The sequence below is a fragment of the Enterobacter cloacae complex sp. ESBL7 genome (assembly GCF_041679625.1).
Taxonomy (GTDB): Bacteria; Pseudomonadota; Gammaproteobacteria; order Enterobacterales; family Enterobacteriaceae; genus Enterobacter; species Enterobacter asburiae_B.
This window is the reverse complement of the sequence record NZ_JBGORN010000001.1, coordinates 141,522-155,942: the sequence shown is the minus strand read 5'-3', so window position 1 is coordinate 155,942 and position 14,421 is coordinate 141,522. Positions and strand designations below refer to the sequence as shown.

At 57.1% G+C, this 14,421-nt stretch carries 13 protein-coding genes, 1 other RNA gene and 1 pseudogene; 5 read left to right on the top strand and 10 right to left on the bottom strand.

Annotated features, from left to right (window positions below):
- Nucleotides 1–42 precede the first annotated feature (42 nt).
- Nucleotides 43–1,464, top strand: coding sequence for a PLP-dependent aminotransferase family protein (locus ACERY3_RS00760; RefSeq protein ID WP_373224868.1), 1,422 nt, complete (start codon nucleotides 43–45; stop codon nucleotides 1,462–1,464).
- An 81-nt stretch (nucleotides 1,465–1,545) separates the two neighbouring features.
- On the opposite strand, the gene ACERY3_RS00755 is transcribed toward ACERY3_RS00760, so the two are convergent.
- The 3 genes from ACERY3_RS00755 to ffs all read right to left on the bottom strand — a co-directional run bounded on the left by ACERY3_RS00755 (nucleotide 1,546) and on the right by ffs (nucleotide 2,366).
- Nucleotides 1,546–1,761 carry a hypothetical protein gene (locus ACERY3_RS00755; RefSeq protein WP_023310588.1) on the bottom strand — a complete coding sequence of 72 codons (216 nt, stop codon included), beginning with the start codon at nucleotides 1,759–1,761 and terminating at the stop codon, nucleotides 1,546–1,548.
- Nucleotides 1,758–2,009: a hypothetical protein gene (locus ACERY3_RS00750; RefSeq protein WP_023310587.1), complete on the bottom strand. Its 252-nt coding sequence runs from the start codon at nucleotides 2,007–2,009 to the stop codon at nucleotides 1,758–1,760. The genes ACERY3_RS00755 and ACERY3_RS00750 overlap by 4 nt, the downstream gene beginning before the upstream one ends.
- A gap of 260 nt (nucleotides 2,010–2,269) precedes the next feature.
- An RNA gene (gene ffs, locus ACERY3_RS00745) (signal recognition particle sRNA small type) lies at nucleotides 2,270–2,366 on the bottom strand.
- Nucleotides 2,367–2,450: 84 nt separating this feature from the next.
- Here ffs and ACERY3_RS00740 point away from each other — a divergent pair.
- Nucleotides 2,451–2,848 (top strand): annotated as a pseudogene (locus tag ACERY3_RS00740) (MGMT family protein).
- A 33-nt stretch (nucleotides 2,849–2,881) separates the two neighbouring features.
- Here the strand turns inward: ACERY3_RS00740 and ACERY3_RS00735 are convergent.
- Entirely contained in the window at nucleotides 2,882–3,409 is a 528-nt protein-coding gene (locus ACERY3_RS00735) for a YbaY family lipoprotein (protein WP_008503301.1), read from the bottom strand.
- 200 nt (nucleotides 3,410–3,609) lie between these two features.
- On the opposite strand from ACERY3_RS00735, the gene tesB reads away from it, so the two are divergent.
- Nucleotides 3,610–4,470, top strand: a complete 861-nt coding sequence (tesB, locus tag ACERY3_RS00730; protein ID WP_058841181.1) for an acyl-CoA thioesterase II — start codon at nucleotides 3,610–3,612, stop codon at nucleotides 4,468–4,470.
- 188 nt (nucleotides 4,471–4,658) lie between these two features.
- Here the strand turns inward: tesB and amtB are convergent, their stop codons facing one another.
- From amtB to ACERY3_RS00705, 5 genes are all read right to left on the bottom strand, one after another.
- A complete protein-coding gene (gene amtB, locus ACERY3_RS00725; protein WP_023310584.1) occupies nucleotides 4,659–5,948 on the bottom strand; it encodes an ammonium transporter AmtB in 1,290 nt (429 codons plus the stop codon).
- A gap of 35 nt (nucleotides 5,949–5,983) precedes the next feature.
- A complete protein-coding gene (glnK, locus tag ACERY3_RS00720; RefSeq protein WP_008503304.1) occupies nucleotides 5,984–6,322 on the bottom strand; it encodes a P-II family nitrogen regulator in 339 nt (112 codons plus the stop codon).
- Between the two features lie 220 nt (nucleotides 6,323–6,542).
- Nucleotides 6,543–8,324: a SmdB family multidrug efflux ABC transporter permease/ATP-binding protein gene (locus ACERY3_RS00715; RefSeq protein WP_087822099.1), complete on the bottom strand. Its 1,782-nt coding sequence runs from the start codon at nucleotides 8,322–8,324 to the stop codon at nucleotides 6,543–6,545.
- Nucleotides 8,317–10,089, bottom strand: coding sequence for a SmdA family multidrug ABC transporter permease/ATP-binding protein (locus ACERY3_RS00710; protein ID WP_373224867.1), 1,773 nt, complete (start codon nucleotides 10,087–10,089; stop codon nucleotides 8,317–8,319). The genes ACERY3_RS00715 and ACERY3_RS00710 overlap by 8 nt, the downstream gene beginning before the upstream one ends.
- Before the next feature lie 30 nt (nucleotides 10,090–10,119).
- Nucleotides 10,120–10,578 (bottom strand): Lrp/AsnC family transcriptional regulator, encoded by a 459-nt coding sequence (locus ACERY3_RS00705; protein ID WP_023310581.1) that lies wholly within the window; start codon nucleotides 10,576–10,578, stop codon nucleotides 10,120–10,122.
- 112 nt (nucleotides 10,579–10,690) lie between these two features.
- Between ACERY3_RS00705 and ACERY3_RS00700 the strand changes: the two genes are divergently transcribed.
- A complete protein-coding gene (locus tag ACERY3_RS00700; RefSeq protein WP_219773467.1) occupies nucleotides 10,691–11,740 on the top strand; it encodes a PLP-dependent cysteine synthase family protein in 1,050 nt (349 codons plus the stop codon).
- Nucleotides 11,741–11,780: 40 nt separating this feature from the next.
- Here the strand turns inward: ACERY3_RS00700 and cof are convergent, their stop codons facing one another.
- The gene (gene cof / locus ACERY3_RS00695) at nucleotides 11,781–12,599 is read right to left on the bottom strand and encodes an HMP-PP phosphatase (RefSeq protein ID WP_039263943.1); all 819 of its coding nucleotides are present in this window, start codon (nucleotides 12,597–12,599) and stop codon (nucleotides 11,781–11,783) included.
- A gap of 101 nt (nucleotides 12,600–12,700) precedes the next feature.
- Between cof and ACERY3_RS00690 the strand changes: the two genes are divergently transcribed.
- Nucleotides 12,701–14,401 carry an SgrR family transcriptional regulator gene (locus ACERY3_RS00690; protein ID WP_373224866.1) on the top strand — a complete coding sequence of 567 codons (1,701 nt, stop codon included), beginning with the start codon at nucleotides 12,701–12,703 and terminating at the stop codon, nucleotides 14,399–14,401.
- Nucleotides 14,402–14,421: the final 20 nt, after the last annotated feature.

The window sequence follows — 14,421 nt, the reverse complement described above, 5'->3', positions numbered from 1 at the left end:
GGCACTATGATTAATGTCCAGTTTTCAAATAGTGGACTGCATATGTCATCACGTCGCTTCGGAAGCCAGTCTCTGGTACGCCTTTTAGGCCACTGGCAGCAAGCCTCATCCCGCACCCCGCTCTGGCGACAGCTGGCCGACGCGCTGCGTCTGTTAATCCTTGATGGACGTCTGGCACTGAATACGCGGCTGCCTGGCGAGCGTGAACTGGCCACAGCGCTGGACGTGAGCCGAACCACCATCAGCAGCGCGCTCGCCCACCTGCGTGAAGAGGGGTACCTTGAAAGCCGCCACGGCAGCGGGTCGCGGGTCATTCTCCCGGACACGCGCGCCGTTCCCACCCTTTCCGCGGCGAGCGCCGCACTGGATCTCTCTACTGCCGCCCTGAATGCCGGGCCGGAGATCCATCAGGCTTATGCCCATGCGCTCACGGCCATTACCCCGCATCTCTCGCTGACGGGCTACGATCAGCTGGGGCTACCGACGCTGCGGGAGGCCATCGCTGCGCGCTATACCGCGCGGGGTCTTCCCACCCGCGCAGACGAAGTGATGGTGGTCAATGGCGCCGTCAGCGGCTTTGCGCTGGTGCTGCGGATGATGACCGGGCCGGGGGACCGCGTCGTGGTCGATCATCCCACCTATCCGCTGGCGATTGCCGCCATTCAGGGGGCGCAGTGTCGGCCAGTCGGGGTGTCGCTGCCGGAAACCGGCTGGGATACGGATGGCTTTGCCGCAACGCTTGCCCAGACGGCGCCGCGCCTGGCCTACCTGATGCCAGATTTTCATAATCCGACCGGGCGCTGTATGGATATCGCCACCCGTCGGGCCATCACGGATATTGCAGCTCAAACCCGCACGGCGCTGGTGGTGGATGAAACGATGGTGGATCTCTGGTTTGATGCGCCTCCCCCGCCACCGCTGGCCGCCTTTAACCCGCAGGCCACCGTCATCACCTTAGGCTCTGCCGGAAAAAGCTTCTGGGGCGGGCTGCGTCTCGGCTGGATCCGCGCCTCATCGCGCATCATCGCCACCCTTGCCCAGACGCGGGATACTCTGGATTTAGGCTCGCCGCTGCTCGAACAGCTGGCAATGCAGTGGCTCATTAACAACAGCGAGACGTTTCTGCCCGCACGCCGGAAGATGCTGGCGGAACGGCGCGATCGATGTGGTGACCTGCTGCGCGAGCATTTCCCGGAGTGGAAATTCCACGAGGCGGAAGGCGGGCTCTCTTACTGGATAGAGCTTCCGGGCATGCTGGCGACACAGCTTGCCGCGCGGGCAGAAATAATCGGGATTAACCTGGGAACCGGGACGCGATTTGGTTTATCGGGGGCGTTTGACCGCTATTTACGGATGCCCTTCTCGCTCGAATCGACAGAGCTTGAGCAGGCGTTGCTGAGGATCAAACCGTTATGGCTCGCCCTGAATAAAAACGTGCCATCGTTAAAACGCAGCGTGATCTAATATTAAAATATTTGAAGCAGATCATAAAATAAAAACTGCTGACTGTAACATATGCAGTCAGCAGTTTTCACTGGTCAGGGTTTAATGCTGAGGAGGAATAGGAAAGCCTTTTAGTGAAATAACGAAGTTATCACCGTCTTTCTTTATTTTTGCACCGGTATCACACCAGTCAGACGCAATACGAAAGAACTCATCGCTTCCAACATTCCAGCCAAGACGTACATGCTTCACGTAGCCTGAACGCAACAGATCGCAGGCCTCGTTGTAGTCACTGGCGGTTGACAGTTGTTGTTTCATTTTCTCTTCTTCAGAAGTTTACGTAGAGCCTTGATTTCTTTAGGAGTAAAAGGAGAAACACTCTCTTCTTCCGTATGCTGATTATCAATATCCTCTTCCGATACTCCCGCCTCTTCTACTGCTTCGAACGCCAGCAGCAGCAGTTTCTCTGTCGTCACGCTTAAATTCTCGTTATTGACTTCCGCATAGTGGCGAAGCCTTTCTTTTAGCGCGTCATCAATCTTAACGTTTAATACCGCTGTAGCCATGTTTGTCACTTCCCTTCGGAATAAGTACTTTATTTAATACACGAACTTAACAATGTTATCCAGATATATATTTTTTTGAGTTATGGAACAAAATAACCGTCCGATTATAAAATGACAGTCTATTATTACAGGTTTATGACAATAATATTTCAGTGCAATGAAATATATATTACACGATACAGGCGTAGTTTTATTGTGGAGTAATGCTTTGAGGGAGAGGTGAAGCTGAAGAATCTTATGAGGCTACAAATGGGTGGGGGCCCTGCCAGCTACATCCCGGCACACACGTCGTCTGCCCTGGCTGCTTCCTTCCGGACCTGACCTGGTGAACAGAGTAGCGTTGCGGGAGAACCAACAGAGCCCCCATTGAGAGCGTTGATAACCAACGCGCTGGCGCATTATCCCTGTGCTAAAGCCCAATTGCAAGCGACCAGCAACCGGATGCTGGTTTCTTGCGCAAACAGGCGCAGCAATCATGAAGATCTTCGTTTACCATAGCTTTCCAGAAACTCCCCACAGGTAAAGGTATGGACGAACACGACTCCTTTCCACAGCGCGTATGGCAAATCGTGGCCTCAATCCCGGAAGGCTACGTCACCACCTATGGTGATGTCGCGCGTCTGGCCGGTTCCCCGCGCGCGGCGCGACAGGTTGGAGGCGTCCTGAAACGGCTGCCGGAAGGCAGTACGCTGCCCTGGCATCGGGTGGTGAACCGTCATGGCGCCATTTCACTCACCGGGCCGGATCTTCAGCGTCAGCGTCAGGCGTTACTTTCAGAGGGTGTGCAGGTGTCAGGGTCGGGTCAGATCGATTTGCAGAAGTTTCGCTGGGTGTATTGACCCCTCTCCCGGAGGAGAGGGGAAATGCAGAAATTACATCTGAGTCGGTGGAGTTGGCAGAGACGGCTGATTGGTCTGCGGTGCGACCGGCACTTCGGTCTGCTGCACCGGCACCAGGTTCAGATCGATTTTTGTCCCACCGTTGTTGATCGCTTCCTGGACCGTATCGGTGATAAAGACCAGCTTGCCGTTGATGGTTACCGCTGCGCTCAGCAGGATACGGGCGTTAGGCTGCACGTCCGACGGGTTATACGGCAATACGAAGCTAAACGGCGCCTGCTTGCCTTCAGTACGAACGGCACGCTGGGCAACGACTTTCGACGGCGCGTCGGCCAGAGAAGCATCAGACAGCGTTACGGTTAATACCGCATCCGGCGGCAACGCCACTTTCTGTTTAATCCAGATGGTACCGGAAACATTAGGCTGCTGAATGGATTGCTGCGAAAGGGTATTAATCCCGTTCGGGTCGGCTGCTGGTACTGGCACTTGGGCGCTTTTACCGGCACAGGCGGACAACGCCACCGCAATAGCTACACCACTTAGCATGGGCACGAGTTTCATTGAAGTCTCCTTATCAATGCACCAGCGGGATCGATCCCATCCGATGTTGTTTCAATCACATAACGTATTCAAGTGTGGCACAGATCACCGATTTATGCCTGAAAACGTGCCGATATTCAGATTATTCTACCCATCGGACCACTTTCATTTCTGCGTTATACTCTGCCTATCTTTCGCTACGGCGTTTATTGAGGACAACTATGAGTCAGGCACTGAACAATCTGCTGACATTACTGAATCTGGAAAAAATTGAGGAAGGACTCTTTCGCGGACAGAGCGAAGATCTCGGCTTACGCCAGGTCTTCGGGGGGCAAGTCGTTGGACAAGCACTGTACGCAGCAAAGGAGACTGTCCCGGCAGACCGTCTGGTGCATTCGTTCCACAGCTACTTCTTACGCCCTGGCGATAGCGCAAAACCGATTGTGTATGACGTTGAAGTCCTGCGAGACGGCAACAGCTTCAGCGCGCGCCGCGTAGCAGCTATTCAGAACGGCAAGCCGATCTTTTACATGACCGCCTCTTTCCAGGCGCCGGAACCCGGCTATGAGCATCAAAAAGTGATGCCCCCGGCTCCGTCGCCCGACTCTTTAAAATCAGAGACGGATATCGCCCGCGCGCTGGCGCATCTGCTTCCGCCGCAGGTCAAAGAGAAGTTTCTCTGCGATAAGCCGCTGGAGATCCGCCCGGTTGAGTTCCACAACCCGATGAAAGGCCATACCGCCGAGCCGAAACGCCAGGTCTGGATCCGTGCCAACGGGAGCGTGCCGGAAGATTTCCGCGTGCATCAGTATCTGCTCGGCTATGCGTCAGATTTCAACTTCCTGCCGGTGGCGCTGCAGCCGCACGGGGTTGGTTTCCTGGAAAAAGGGATGCAGGTCGCGACGATCGATCACTCCATGTGGTTCCACCGTCCGTTCAACATGAATGAGTGGCTGCTTTACAGCGTGGAGAGTACGTCAGCGTCGAGCGCGCGCGGGTTTGTGCGCGGGGAGTTTTATACTCAGGACGGCGTGCTGGTCGCATCTACGGTGCAGGAAGGGGTGATGCGTAATCGCGGGTGATTGTGTACGGCCTAATGCCCTCACCCTGCCCTCTCCCACGGGGAGAGGGAATACACATTAAAAACGGCAACCGAAGTTGCCGTTTTGCTTTTGCCTTGTGCGGCCTGATGCCCTCACCCTGACCCTCTCCCCCGGGAAGAGGGAATACACATTAAAAACGGCAACCGAAGTTGCCGTTTTGCTGTTTATCAGGCGTTATACGCATTCTCGCCGTGGCTGTTGACGTCCAGACCTTCGCGCTCCTGCTCTTCCGGTACGCGCAGACCCACCGTCATATCCGCCAGCTTATAGCCAATGAAGGCTACAACGGCAGACCAGACAACGGTGATTGCAATACTTTCCAGCTGCACCAGCACCTGATGAACCATGGTCACGCCTTCTGCGTAACCCACGCCACCGAGCGATTTCGCGGCGAAGATACCGGTCATGATACAACCCACGATGCCGCACACGCCGTGGACACCAAACACATCGCATGGGTCGTCAACGCGCAGCACACGTTTCAGTGCGGTCACGCCCCACAGACCCGCCAGACCGGACACCAGGCCGACCAGCAGCGCGCCACCCACGCCGACATAACCACATGCTGGCGTAATGCCAACCAGACCGGCAATGGCACCCGAACAGGCACCCAGCAGAGAAGGTTTGCCGCGTACCGCCCACTCGCCAAACACCCAGGAGAGGATTGCACCCGCCGTCGCCACAACGGTGTTCACGAAGGCCAGCGCGGCGATTTCGTTTGCTGCACTTGCCGAGCCGGCGTTAAAGCCAAACCAGCCAAAGTAGAGGATAGCCGTACCGGTAAACACCATCGGCAGGTTGTGCGGTTTAAACGCTTCTTTACCGAAGCCCACGCGTTTGCCAATCAGATAGGCACCCACCAGACCCGCTACCGCGGCGTTGATGTGTACAACGGTACCGCCCGCGAAGTCCAGCGCGCCGTGCGTTGCCAGCAGACCGCCACCCCAGACCATGTGCGCAATCGGCACATAGGAGAGCGTCATCCAGACCACCACGAAGATCAGCACGGCAGAGAAACGAATACGCTCGGCGAGCGCGCCCACAATCAGCCCGACGGTAATACAGGCGAAGGAGCCCTGGAACGCAACGTGGATGTACTGATAGAAACTGCCCATCAGCGCGGTCAGCTCAATATTTTTCAGCATCACCCAGTCGAAGTTACCAAAGAACGCGTTGCCCGTACCGAACGCCAGAGAGTAACCGTAAACCACCCACAGCACGCAGACCAGTGCGAACGTCACGGCAACCTGCGTCAGCATGGAGAGAACGTTTTTGCCACGGATCAGACCGCCGTAGAACAGCGCAATGCCCGGAATTGACATGAACAGCACCAGCGCGGTGCTGATCATCATAAAGGCGTTATCGGCTTTGTCGACCACCGCAGGGGTAGCAGCCAGCGCCAGGCCCGGCAGCAGCGCCAGCGAACCCAGACCCGTTTTAAGTGTTGCTATCTTCATTTTCTCGATCCCTATCACTGTGTGCCAGGCGTTATTTACAATGCCGCTTCGTCAGATTCGCCGGTACGGATGCGAATGACGCGCTGCAGTTCGGCAACGAAAATTTTGCCGTCGCCAATTTTGCCGGTATAGGCCGCTTTGCTAATGACATCAATGACTTCATCAAGCTGATCGTCAGCAATCGCGACATCAATTTTTACTTTTGGCAGAAAGTTAACGCTGTATTCCGCCCCGCGATAAAGCTCGGCATGACCCTTCTGACGACCAAAGCCTTTCACTTCGGTGACAGTCAGTCCCTGAATACCCATTGAAGACAACGCTTCACGCACGTCTTCGAGTTTGAATGGTTTGATTACAACCGTAACCAGCTTCATAGATCCCCTCCAGTCAGAATTCGGTAATGGCCGCAGCTTACGCAGAGGGTATTGCAAGGGGTGTGCCAGAAATGAAAACGAGGGGGAACGGCGGCGCACAGAGCATTACGCGGCCTTAATAAACGAACAGGTGAAAAAAAACGCACCATGCCGGTGCAGAGTGCGTTTCAGTTTTGCACCAACAGGAATGACAGTTAGCGCGTCGCCTCATTTTGGTGCATCAGGCGCTAAGCGACTCTTCATCACGCACGCTGGCCGCCAGCTCTTCGCCCGCCAGCTGCAGCTGGTACATCTGCCAGTAGCGCCCTTTGGCTTCCAGCAGTTCACGGTGCGTACCGCGTTCAACGGCCTGTCCGCGATGTAGCACCAGAATGGTATCGGCATCGACGATGGTGGAAAGACGGTGGGCAATCACCACCAGCGTTGTATGGTCGCGTACGGCGGCCAGCGCCTGCTGGATGGCCTGTTCGGTGCCGGAATCAATACTGGCCGTGGCTTCATCCAGAATCAGTATCTGCGGCGTTTCAATCAGCACCCGCGCCAGCGCCAGGAGCTGCTTTTGCCCGACGGAAAGATTGTTCCCCTGCTCGCCCAGTTTGGTATTGATCCCATCGCTAAACCCGCGCGCCAGCTCTGCCAGCTGCACTTTTTCCAGCACGTCCCAGACCTGCTCCTGGGAGTAGTCTCGCCCCAGGGTCACGTTGGCGTAGAAGGTATCGGCCAGCACGACCGGATCCTGCTGCACCATCGCGACGCCTTTACGCAACACGGTGTGGCTGAGAGACGCAAGCGGGCGCCCGTCGAGGCGGATTTCGCCGTGCGTGACCGGGTAATAGCCCATCAACAGACTGGCAAGCGTGCTCTTACCGCTGCCGGTATGCCCCACCAGCGCCACGAAACCGCGCGACGGAACGTCAAGCGTGATGTCCTGCAGCACCAGCCGGTCTTCGCGATAGGCAAACGAGACGTTATCAAAGGCGATACTCCCGCTTTGCAGAGGCCGCTCGTCATTGCCGTAGGCCTGGCGCGGCCTGTCCATCAGCTCAAACACGCGCTCACCGGCGACCACCGCCTGCTGCAGCATCGATTGCTGGGTGGTAAGCTCGATCAACGGCTCGTTAAGACGCCCGAGATAGCTGATAAAGGCGTACAGCACGCCCACTTCAATCGTACCGTTTGAGCTCAGCCCGAAGAGCATCAGCAGCCCGCAAAGCACCAGCGCCGAGAAAAGGCTCAGCAGCGGACGCAGCAGGAAACCATCAAGCCGCAGCGTCTGCATACGCGCCATGTAGTGCGAACGGCTGGCTTCCCCCATGCGTTCGCCAAAGCGCGCCTGCTGGCGGAACTGCTGGATGACGCTCATGCCGTTGATCACTTCGTTGAAGCCATCGTTAATGTCGGCCAGATACGCGCGCACCCGACGCACGATTGGCGTGCTGTAGCGCTGGTAAATGACCATGACAATCAGCACCGCCGGGAAGATGGTGATCGCCACCAGCGCCATGCGCCAGTCGAGGCTGAACATCGCCACCAGCATCGCGCCAATCAGCGCCGCGCTGCGTAACACCGTCGCGACCACGGTAACGTACAGATCGCGGATCACCTCGGTATCGTTGGTCACGCGCGAAATCACCTGCCCGACCGGCTGGATATCAAACTCGCTGAGCGGCTGGCGAAGCGCCGCGTCCATCACATCCGTACGTAGCTGCTGAACAACGCCCACGGCTGCGCGGTTAAACAGCAGCGACTGCGCATAGTGCAGCCCTGCCGCCGCCAGCTGCAGGCCAACGTAGGCCACGCCTAAGCCCGCCACCAGCCCCAGCGGAAGGTAGCTTTTGGCGACCATGTTGTCGATAAAATAGCTGATGAGCAGCGGACCGCTCACCTCAGCAATCGCCGCAATCCAGAGTAGAAGCACGGCCACGGAGAGCGGTTTACGCCATGGCGAGCCGTAGGCCAGCAGACGCTTGAGCGTCGGCCACATCGTTCCGAGCTTACGCATTGGCGGCCTCCTCATCCTGCTCCGGCGCATCGTCCAGCGCCGCCTCAAGCTGTTGATAGCGGTACATATCGCAATACCAGCCCGGCTGCTCGGCAAGCGTTTCATGCTGCCCGCGCTGGGCAATGTGCCCGTGCTGTAAGACCACAATTTCGCTGGCTTCGGTGAGCGCCGACAAGCGGTGGGCGCTGATAATCACCGTGTGTCCGTCGCCCCACTGGCGCAGGTTATGCAGAATTTGATGCTCGGTACGGCCGTCCACGGCGGAAAGCGCATCATCCAGGATCAGAATTTCAGCATTCAGCAGCAGCGCGCGGGCAATCGATATACGCTGCTTTTGCCCGCCGGACAGCATGACGCCGCGTTCCCCGACTTCCGTTTCGTACCCCTGCGGCAGACGCAAAATATCATCATGAACGCTGGCCAGACGCGCCACATGTTCAATCTCTTCCTGCGTCGCCCCGGGGCGTCCCAGGGCAATGTTGTTTGCCACGGTGTCCGAAAATAAAAACGGCGTCTGGCTGACGACCGCCAGTCGACCGCGCCACTCGTCCAGCAGCAGTCTGGTCAGGGGGATATCGTGAAAGCGGATATCGCCCTCGGTGACGTCAAAGTGGCGCTGAAGCAGAGAGAGCACGGTACTTTTGCCGGATCCCGTCGGGCCGCAGATCCCCAGCATCTGGCCTGGCTGAAGCGTAAAGCTAACGTTCTCCAGCACCGGATGCTCCGTATGCGGATAGACAAACTTGCGGACGTCGACGGTCATGACGCCGCGCCCTTCCGGTACGGCCTCGCTACCGTCGATGACCACCGGCGCTTCGGCCAGCATGGCGCGAATGCGGCTGTAGGCAGCGCTGCCGCGCTCCACGATGTTAAACATCCAGGCCAGCGCCAGCATCGGCCAGATCATGAGCCCCAGATACATCGCAAAGCTGGTCAATTGCCCCAGGGTAAGCGTGCCCTGCACCACCATCCAGCTTCCGCCGCCAATCGCCAGCATATTTGCCATGCCGATTGCGATATAAATCGTCGGGTCAAAACGGGCGTCGATACGCGCGACGCGCATGTTTTTCGCCCCCGTGTCTGCCGCATCGGCGGCAAACAGCGCAGACTGACGGTCTTCCAGGCCAAACGCTTTGATCATGCGGATGCTGGTCATGCTCTCCTGGGTGCGATCGTTCAGAGACGAAAACGCCGCCTGCGCCAGCTTGAAGCGCTCGTGCAGCTGTTCGCCATAGCGATTGATCGCCAGCGCCATGATCGGCATCGGCAGCAGGGCGAGCAGGGTCAGCTGCCAGCTGATCTGCGTGGACATCACGATCAGCACCGCACAGCCCATCACCAGCGAGTCCACCAGCGTCAGCACTCCTTCCCCGGCGGCAAAGACCACGCGATCGACGTCGTTCGTCGCGCGGGCGATGAGATCCCCGGTGCGATGACGAAGATAAAATTCGGGATGCTGTCGGCTCAGCTGGCGGTAAAAATCTTCACGTAGCTCAACGGCCAGCTGATAGGACGCACCAAACAGCAGCACGCGCCAGACGTAGCGCAGCAGATAAACAATGACCGCCGTCAGCACCAGCGTGCCGACCCACATCAACACCCGTGCGGTGGTGTAATGCTGCTCGGTGACGCCATCCACGACGTACCCCACCACTTTCGGCGGGATCAGCTGCAGGATGGCAATAATAATAAGCAGGGCGACTGCACCGAGGTAGCGTTGCCACTCCCGACGAAAGTACCAGCTTAGTTGGGCAAATAATCGCACGCGGTTTGTTCCTGAAGGTATTTTACGAAGTTATTCAATGGGTAATGCTGTGGTGTATTTAATCTGTTCCATGGCAAAGCTTGAGGTGACGTCCGACAAACCCGGAACGCTGTTCACCAGCCGCTTGTAGAAATCATCATAGCGCTTCATGTCGGCCACCTGGACGCGCATCAGGTAATCATACTCTCCGGCCATACGCCAGAAACCGAGCACCTCGGGCATCTCAGACACCTGAGTGACGAAGCGGCAATACCACTCGCTGCTGTGATGCTGGGTTTTTATCAGCACAAATGCCGTCAGCCCAAGCCCCAGTTTTTCGGGATCTAACAACGCGACGCGCCCCAGAAGAATGCCGTCATCTTCCAGCTTCTTAAGCCGCTTCCAGCACGGGGTGGTGGTCAGATTAACGGCATCTGCCAGCGCCTGCAAAGAGAGGGTACAGTCATTTTGCAGCAATGAAAGGAGCTTGCGGTCAATTTTATCTAGCATACCCACCTCACAGAGAAAATTTTTCTCTCTTCATTCTATTTTAAAGGCCAGATAGCAACAATTTTTTCTGTGCTTTTCGCTATCCTAGGCACAAAATGACAAACGGATAACGATGATGAATAGCACCTGGGTTAAACATGCGATCAGCGAAATCAATGCCGACTATCAGCGCTCGGCGGATACGCACCTGATTCGCCTTTCCCTGCCGGGATTTGACGGCATTCAGCTCTATCTGAAAGATGAAAGCACCCATCCCACCGGTAGCCTGAAGCATCGCCTGGCGCGCTCGCTGTTTTTATACGGTTTATGTAACGGCTGGATTAAAGAAGGCACCACTATTATTGAATCTTCGTCCGGTTCAACGGCGGTGTCCGAAGCCTATTTCGCCCGCCTGCTGGGCCTGCCGTTTATCGCGGTAATGCCGTCCTGCACCGCAAAACGCAAAATCGAACAGATCGAATTTTACGGCGGACGCTGCCACTTTGTGGAAAGCGCCTGCGAAATCTACGCCGCCTCCGAAATGCTGGCCCGTGAGCTGAACGGTCACTATATGGACCAGTTCACCTTCGCCGAGCGCGCGACCGACTGGCGCGGCAATAACAACATTGCCGACAGTATTTTCCGCCAGATGACCCACGAACCGCATCCGGTTCCGTCCTGTATCGTCATGAGCGCCGGTACCGGCGGCACGTCAGCCACGATTGGACGCTACATCCGCTGTCAGGGATACGATACCCAACTGATGGTGGTTGACCCGCAGAACTCCGTGTTCCTCGACTACTGGCAAAACCGCAATGCGGAGCTGCGCAGCCCGGTGGGCAGTAAAATTGAAGGGATTGGCCGCCCGCGCGTGGAGCCCTCTTTCATCCCCGACGTCGTGGATGAGATGATGCGCGTGCCGGATGCCGCAAGCGTGGCAACGGCGCACTGGCTGGAAACGCAGCTGGGGCGCAAAGTGGGCGCATCGACGGGCACAAATATGTGGGGCGCACTGCAGCTTGCCGCCCGTATGCGCGAAGAGGGCCGTACCGGTTCCATCGTCACGCTGCTGTGCGACAGCGGCGAACGCTACCTTGAAACTTACTACAACGCGGAGTGGGTGCAGGCCAACATCGGCGATATCGCTCCGTGGAAAGCGCAGATTGCAGAACTGGTGAAATAAAAAAAGCCAGACCGAAGTCTGGCTTGCTGGAAGGGTCTCACTATTCGGGGGAATACGGGAGATTGTTGTTGTCCAGCCAATGCGTCAAAAAATGGGACACTGCTTCATTGCGGCAGTGGCCAATAACCGGCAGATGGGGAAGTTCTGCTTTCAGCTGCGCCATCGCATTCCCCATGATCAGACCGCGACCTACGCTACCCAGCATTTCGCGGTCGTTCATGGCGTCACCAAACGCCATACACTCCTGCAGCGTTAAGCCCAGGTGGTCGCTCAGCACCGCCAGAGCGGAGCCTTTGTTACAACCCACCGGCAGCACTTCCAGACAATCCACCGCCGAGAAGGTCAGGTGCGCCCGGTCACCCAGCGCCTCATTCAGCTGAATCCGTAAGCGACACAGATCGTCATGATCGCCGCAGAAGCAGATCTTGGTTACCGCATGAGCGGGGATCCGACGCAGATCGATAAGCTGATATTTGAAACCGCTGTATACATGCGCGTGCAGCAGTTCAGGAATTTCACGTCCGGTAAACCAACCCCGATCGTTAAAGACATGGATACTGGCCTGCGTGTCCCAGGTGCTGTGCAGCACGATGTCCGCCACTTCCGGGTTGAGATCCTGCCGGTGCAGCACATCGCCTTCTACGGAGTGAATTCGCGTCCCGTTGCCGGTGATTAGAAAGGCGTCGAGGGAAAACGCGCCCAGCAAATGGCGCATCTCCAGCACATGGCGGCCAGTGGCAAACGTCAGGGTGACATCACGCTCGCGCAGGCGCTTCAGCGTGTTCAGGGTTTTTTCCCCTAAACGGTGATCCGGCATTAACAGCGTACCGTCCATATCAAATGCAGCGAGCCGAGCCATGATTACTCCCGAAATGTGATGCGGTTAACTTGTGCAACAGTATCGTGTGAGATATACGGAAGTAATAGTGAATAGATGAAAATTATTGTTCCGGGTTTCTTATGCGCCAGCTCAATCGACTCAACCAGTATCACCGCCTCTGGCAGCCTTCGCAGGGTGCAACGCAACAGGTCACCATCAGCGAGCTGGCCGCCCGCTGTTTTTGTAGCGAGCGGCATGTCCGAACCCTGCTGCGCCAGGCCCAGGAGGCGGGCTGGCTCAGCTGGCGAGCGCAGTCTGGCCGCGGTAAGCGCGGTGAGCTCACGTTCCATGTCGCCCCGGAGTCACTGCGCAATGCGATGATGGAAGAAGCGCTGAAAAGCGGGCAGCAGCACAACGCGCTGGAACTGGCGCAGCTTGCCCCTGAAGCGCTGCGGTCATTACTGCATCCTTTTTTGGGCGGGCAGTGGCAAAACGACACGCCGACGCTGCGCATCCCCTACTATCGCTCGCTGGAGCCGCTTCAGCCGGGTTTTTTACCGGGCCGGGCAGAGCAGCATCTGGCGGGAGAGGTCTTCTCAGGCCTGACGCGTTTTAACGGTAATAGCAGTGAACCTACGGGCGATCTGGCGCATCACTGGGATGTCTCTGCTGACGGCCTGCGCTGGCATTTCTACATTCGCTCCACCCTGCACTGGCATAACGGCGATAAAATAGAAACGCCGCAACTCCAGCGAAGTCTGACAGCGCTGTTGACGCTTCCTGCCCTGCGCACTCTGTTTCAGAGCGTCTTATGTATTGAAACAACGCATCCACAGTGTCTGACGTTTACGCTGCATCAACCGGACTACTGGCTGCCGCACAGGCTGGCAACCTACTGTAGCCGTCTGGCGCATCCCGACCATCCTGTGGTTGGCAGTGGCCCGTTTCGGCTGGCCGCCTTTGAGCCCGACCTGGTTCGTCTGGAAAGCCATGAGCAGTATCACCTGAGCCATCCGCTGCTCAAAGCCATCGAATACTGGATCACTCCCCAGCTTTTTGATTACAGCCTGGGCACCAGCTGTCGTCACCCGGTGCAAATCGCGATCGGCGAGGCCGACGAGCTGGAAAGTCTGCGTCTGGTAAGCAGCAGCACCAGCCTGGGGTTCTGTTACCTCACGCTAAAACAGAGCGCGCGCCTGAGTGAGATTCAGGCAAAGCGGCTTATCAATATCATTCATCTCTCCAGGCTTCTTCACACACTTCCGCTAAACGAAGGGCTCATCACGCCCACCCAGGAACTGCTTCCCGGCTGGACCATCCCCGAATGGCCTGATTTATCGGACGTCACCCTCCCTGAAGCGTTGACGCTGGTTTACCATCTCCCTGTTGAGCTTCACACCATGGCCAGCCAGTTGAAGGCATACCTGGCGCTACAGGGGTGTGAACTGACCGTCATCTTTCACGACGCCAAGACGTGGGACGGATGCCTGGAGCTTGCCGATGCAGACATCATGATGGGGGACAGGCTGATTGGCGAAGCGCCGGAATATACGCTTGAACAGTGGCTGCGCTGCGATGCCCTCTGGCCGCACGTTCTTAGCGCTCCGGCTTACGCCCATCTGCAAGCCACGCTGGATGCGGTACAGACTCAGGCCGAGGCTCGGAATAGACACGCGGGGCTGCAAGCCATCTTTAACCGGTTAATGGAGAGTGCGGTGCTGACGCCACTCTTTAATTATCAATACCAAATCAGTGCTCCGCCTGGCGTGAATGGTATACGCCTCAACACCCGCGGCTGGTTTGACTTTACCGAAGCCTGGCTGCCCGCGCCCAAATCGTGAAGAAGCTGGTCGCCGTCGTG

Excerpts from the sequence above, each read along its gene's own strand:
- ACERY3_RS00700 (WP_219773467.1), top strand. The coding sequence starts at position 10,691 with ATGATGAATAGCACCTGGGTTAAACATGCGATCAGCGAAATCAATGCC.
- amtB (WP_023310584.1), bottom strand. The coding sequence starts at position 5,948 with ATGAAGATAGCAACACTTAAAACGGGTCTGGGTTCGCTGGCGCTGCTG.
- ACERY3_RS00735 (WP_008503301.1), bottom strand. The coding sequence starts at position 3,409 with ATGAAACTCGTGCCCATGCTAAGTGGTGTAGCTATTGCGGTGGCGTTG.
- cof (WP_039263943.1), bottom strand. The coding sequence starts at position 12,599 with ATGGCTCGGCTCGCTGCATTTGATATGGACGGTACGCTGTTAATGCCG.
- tesB (WP_058841181.1), top strand. The coding sequence starts at position 3,610 with ATGAGTCAGGCACTGAACAATCTGCTGACATTACTGAATCTGGAAAAA.
- ACERY3_RS00715 (WP_087822099.1), bottom strand. The coding sequence starts at position 8,324 with ATGCGTAAGCTCGGAACGATGTGGCCGACGCTCAAGCGTCTGCTGGCC.
- ACERY3_RS00705 (WP_023310581.1), bottom strand. The coding sequence starts at position 10,578 with ATGCTAGATAAAATTGACCGCAAGCTCCTTTCATTGCTGCAAAATGAC.
- ACERY3_RS00755 (WP_023310588.1), bottom strand. The coding sequence starts at position 1,761 with ATGAAACAACAACTGTCAACCGCCAGTGACTACAACGAGGCCTGCGAT.
- ACERY3_RS00750 (WP_023310587.1), bottom strand. The coding sequence starts at position 2,009 with ATGGCTACAGCGGTATTAAACGTTAAGATTGATGACGCGCTAAAAGAA.
- ACERY3_RS00690 (WP_373224866.1), top strand. The coding sequence starts at position 12,701 with ATGCGCCAGCTCAATCGACTCAACCAGTATCACCGCCTCTGGCAGCCT.
- glnK (WP_008503304.1), bottom strand. The coding sequence starts at position 6,322 with ATGAAGCTGGTTACGGTTGTAATCAAACCATTCAAACTCGAAGACGTG.
- ACERY3_RS00760 (WP_373224868.1), top strand. The coding sequence starts at position 43 with ATGTCATCACGTCGCTTCGGAAGCCAGTCTCTGGTACGCCTTTTAGGC.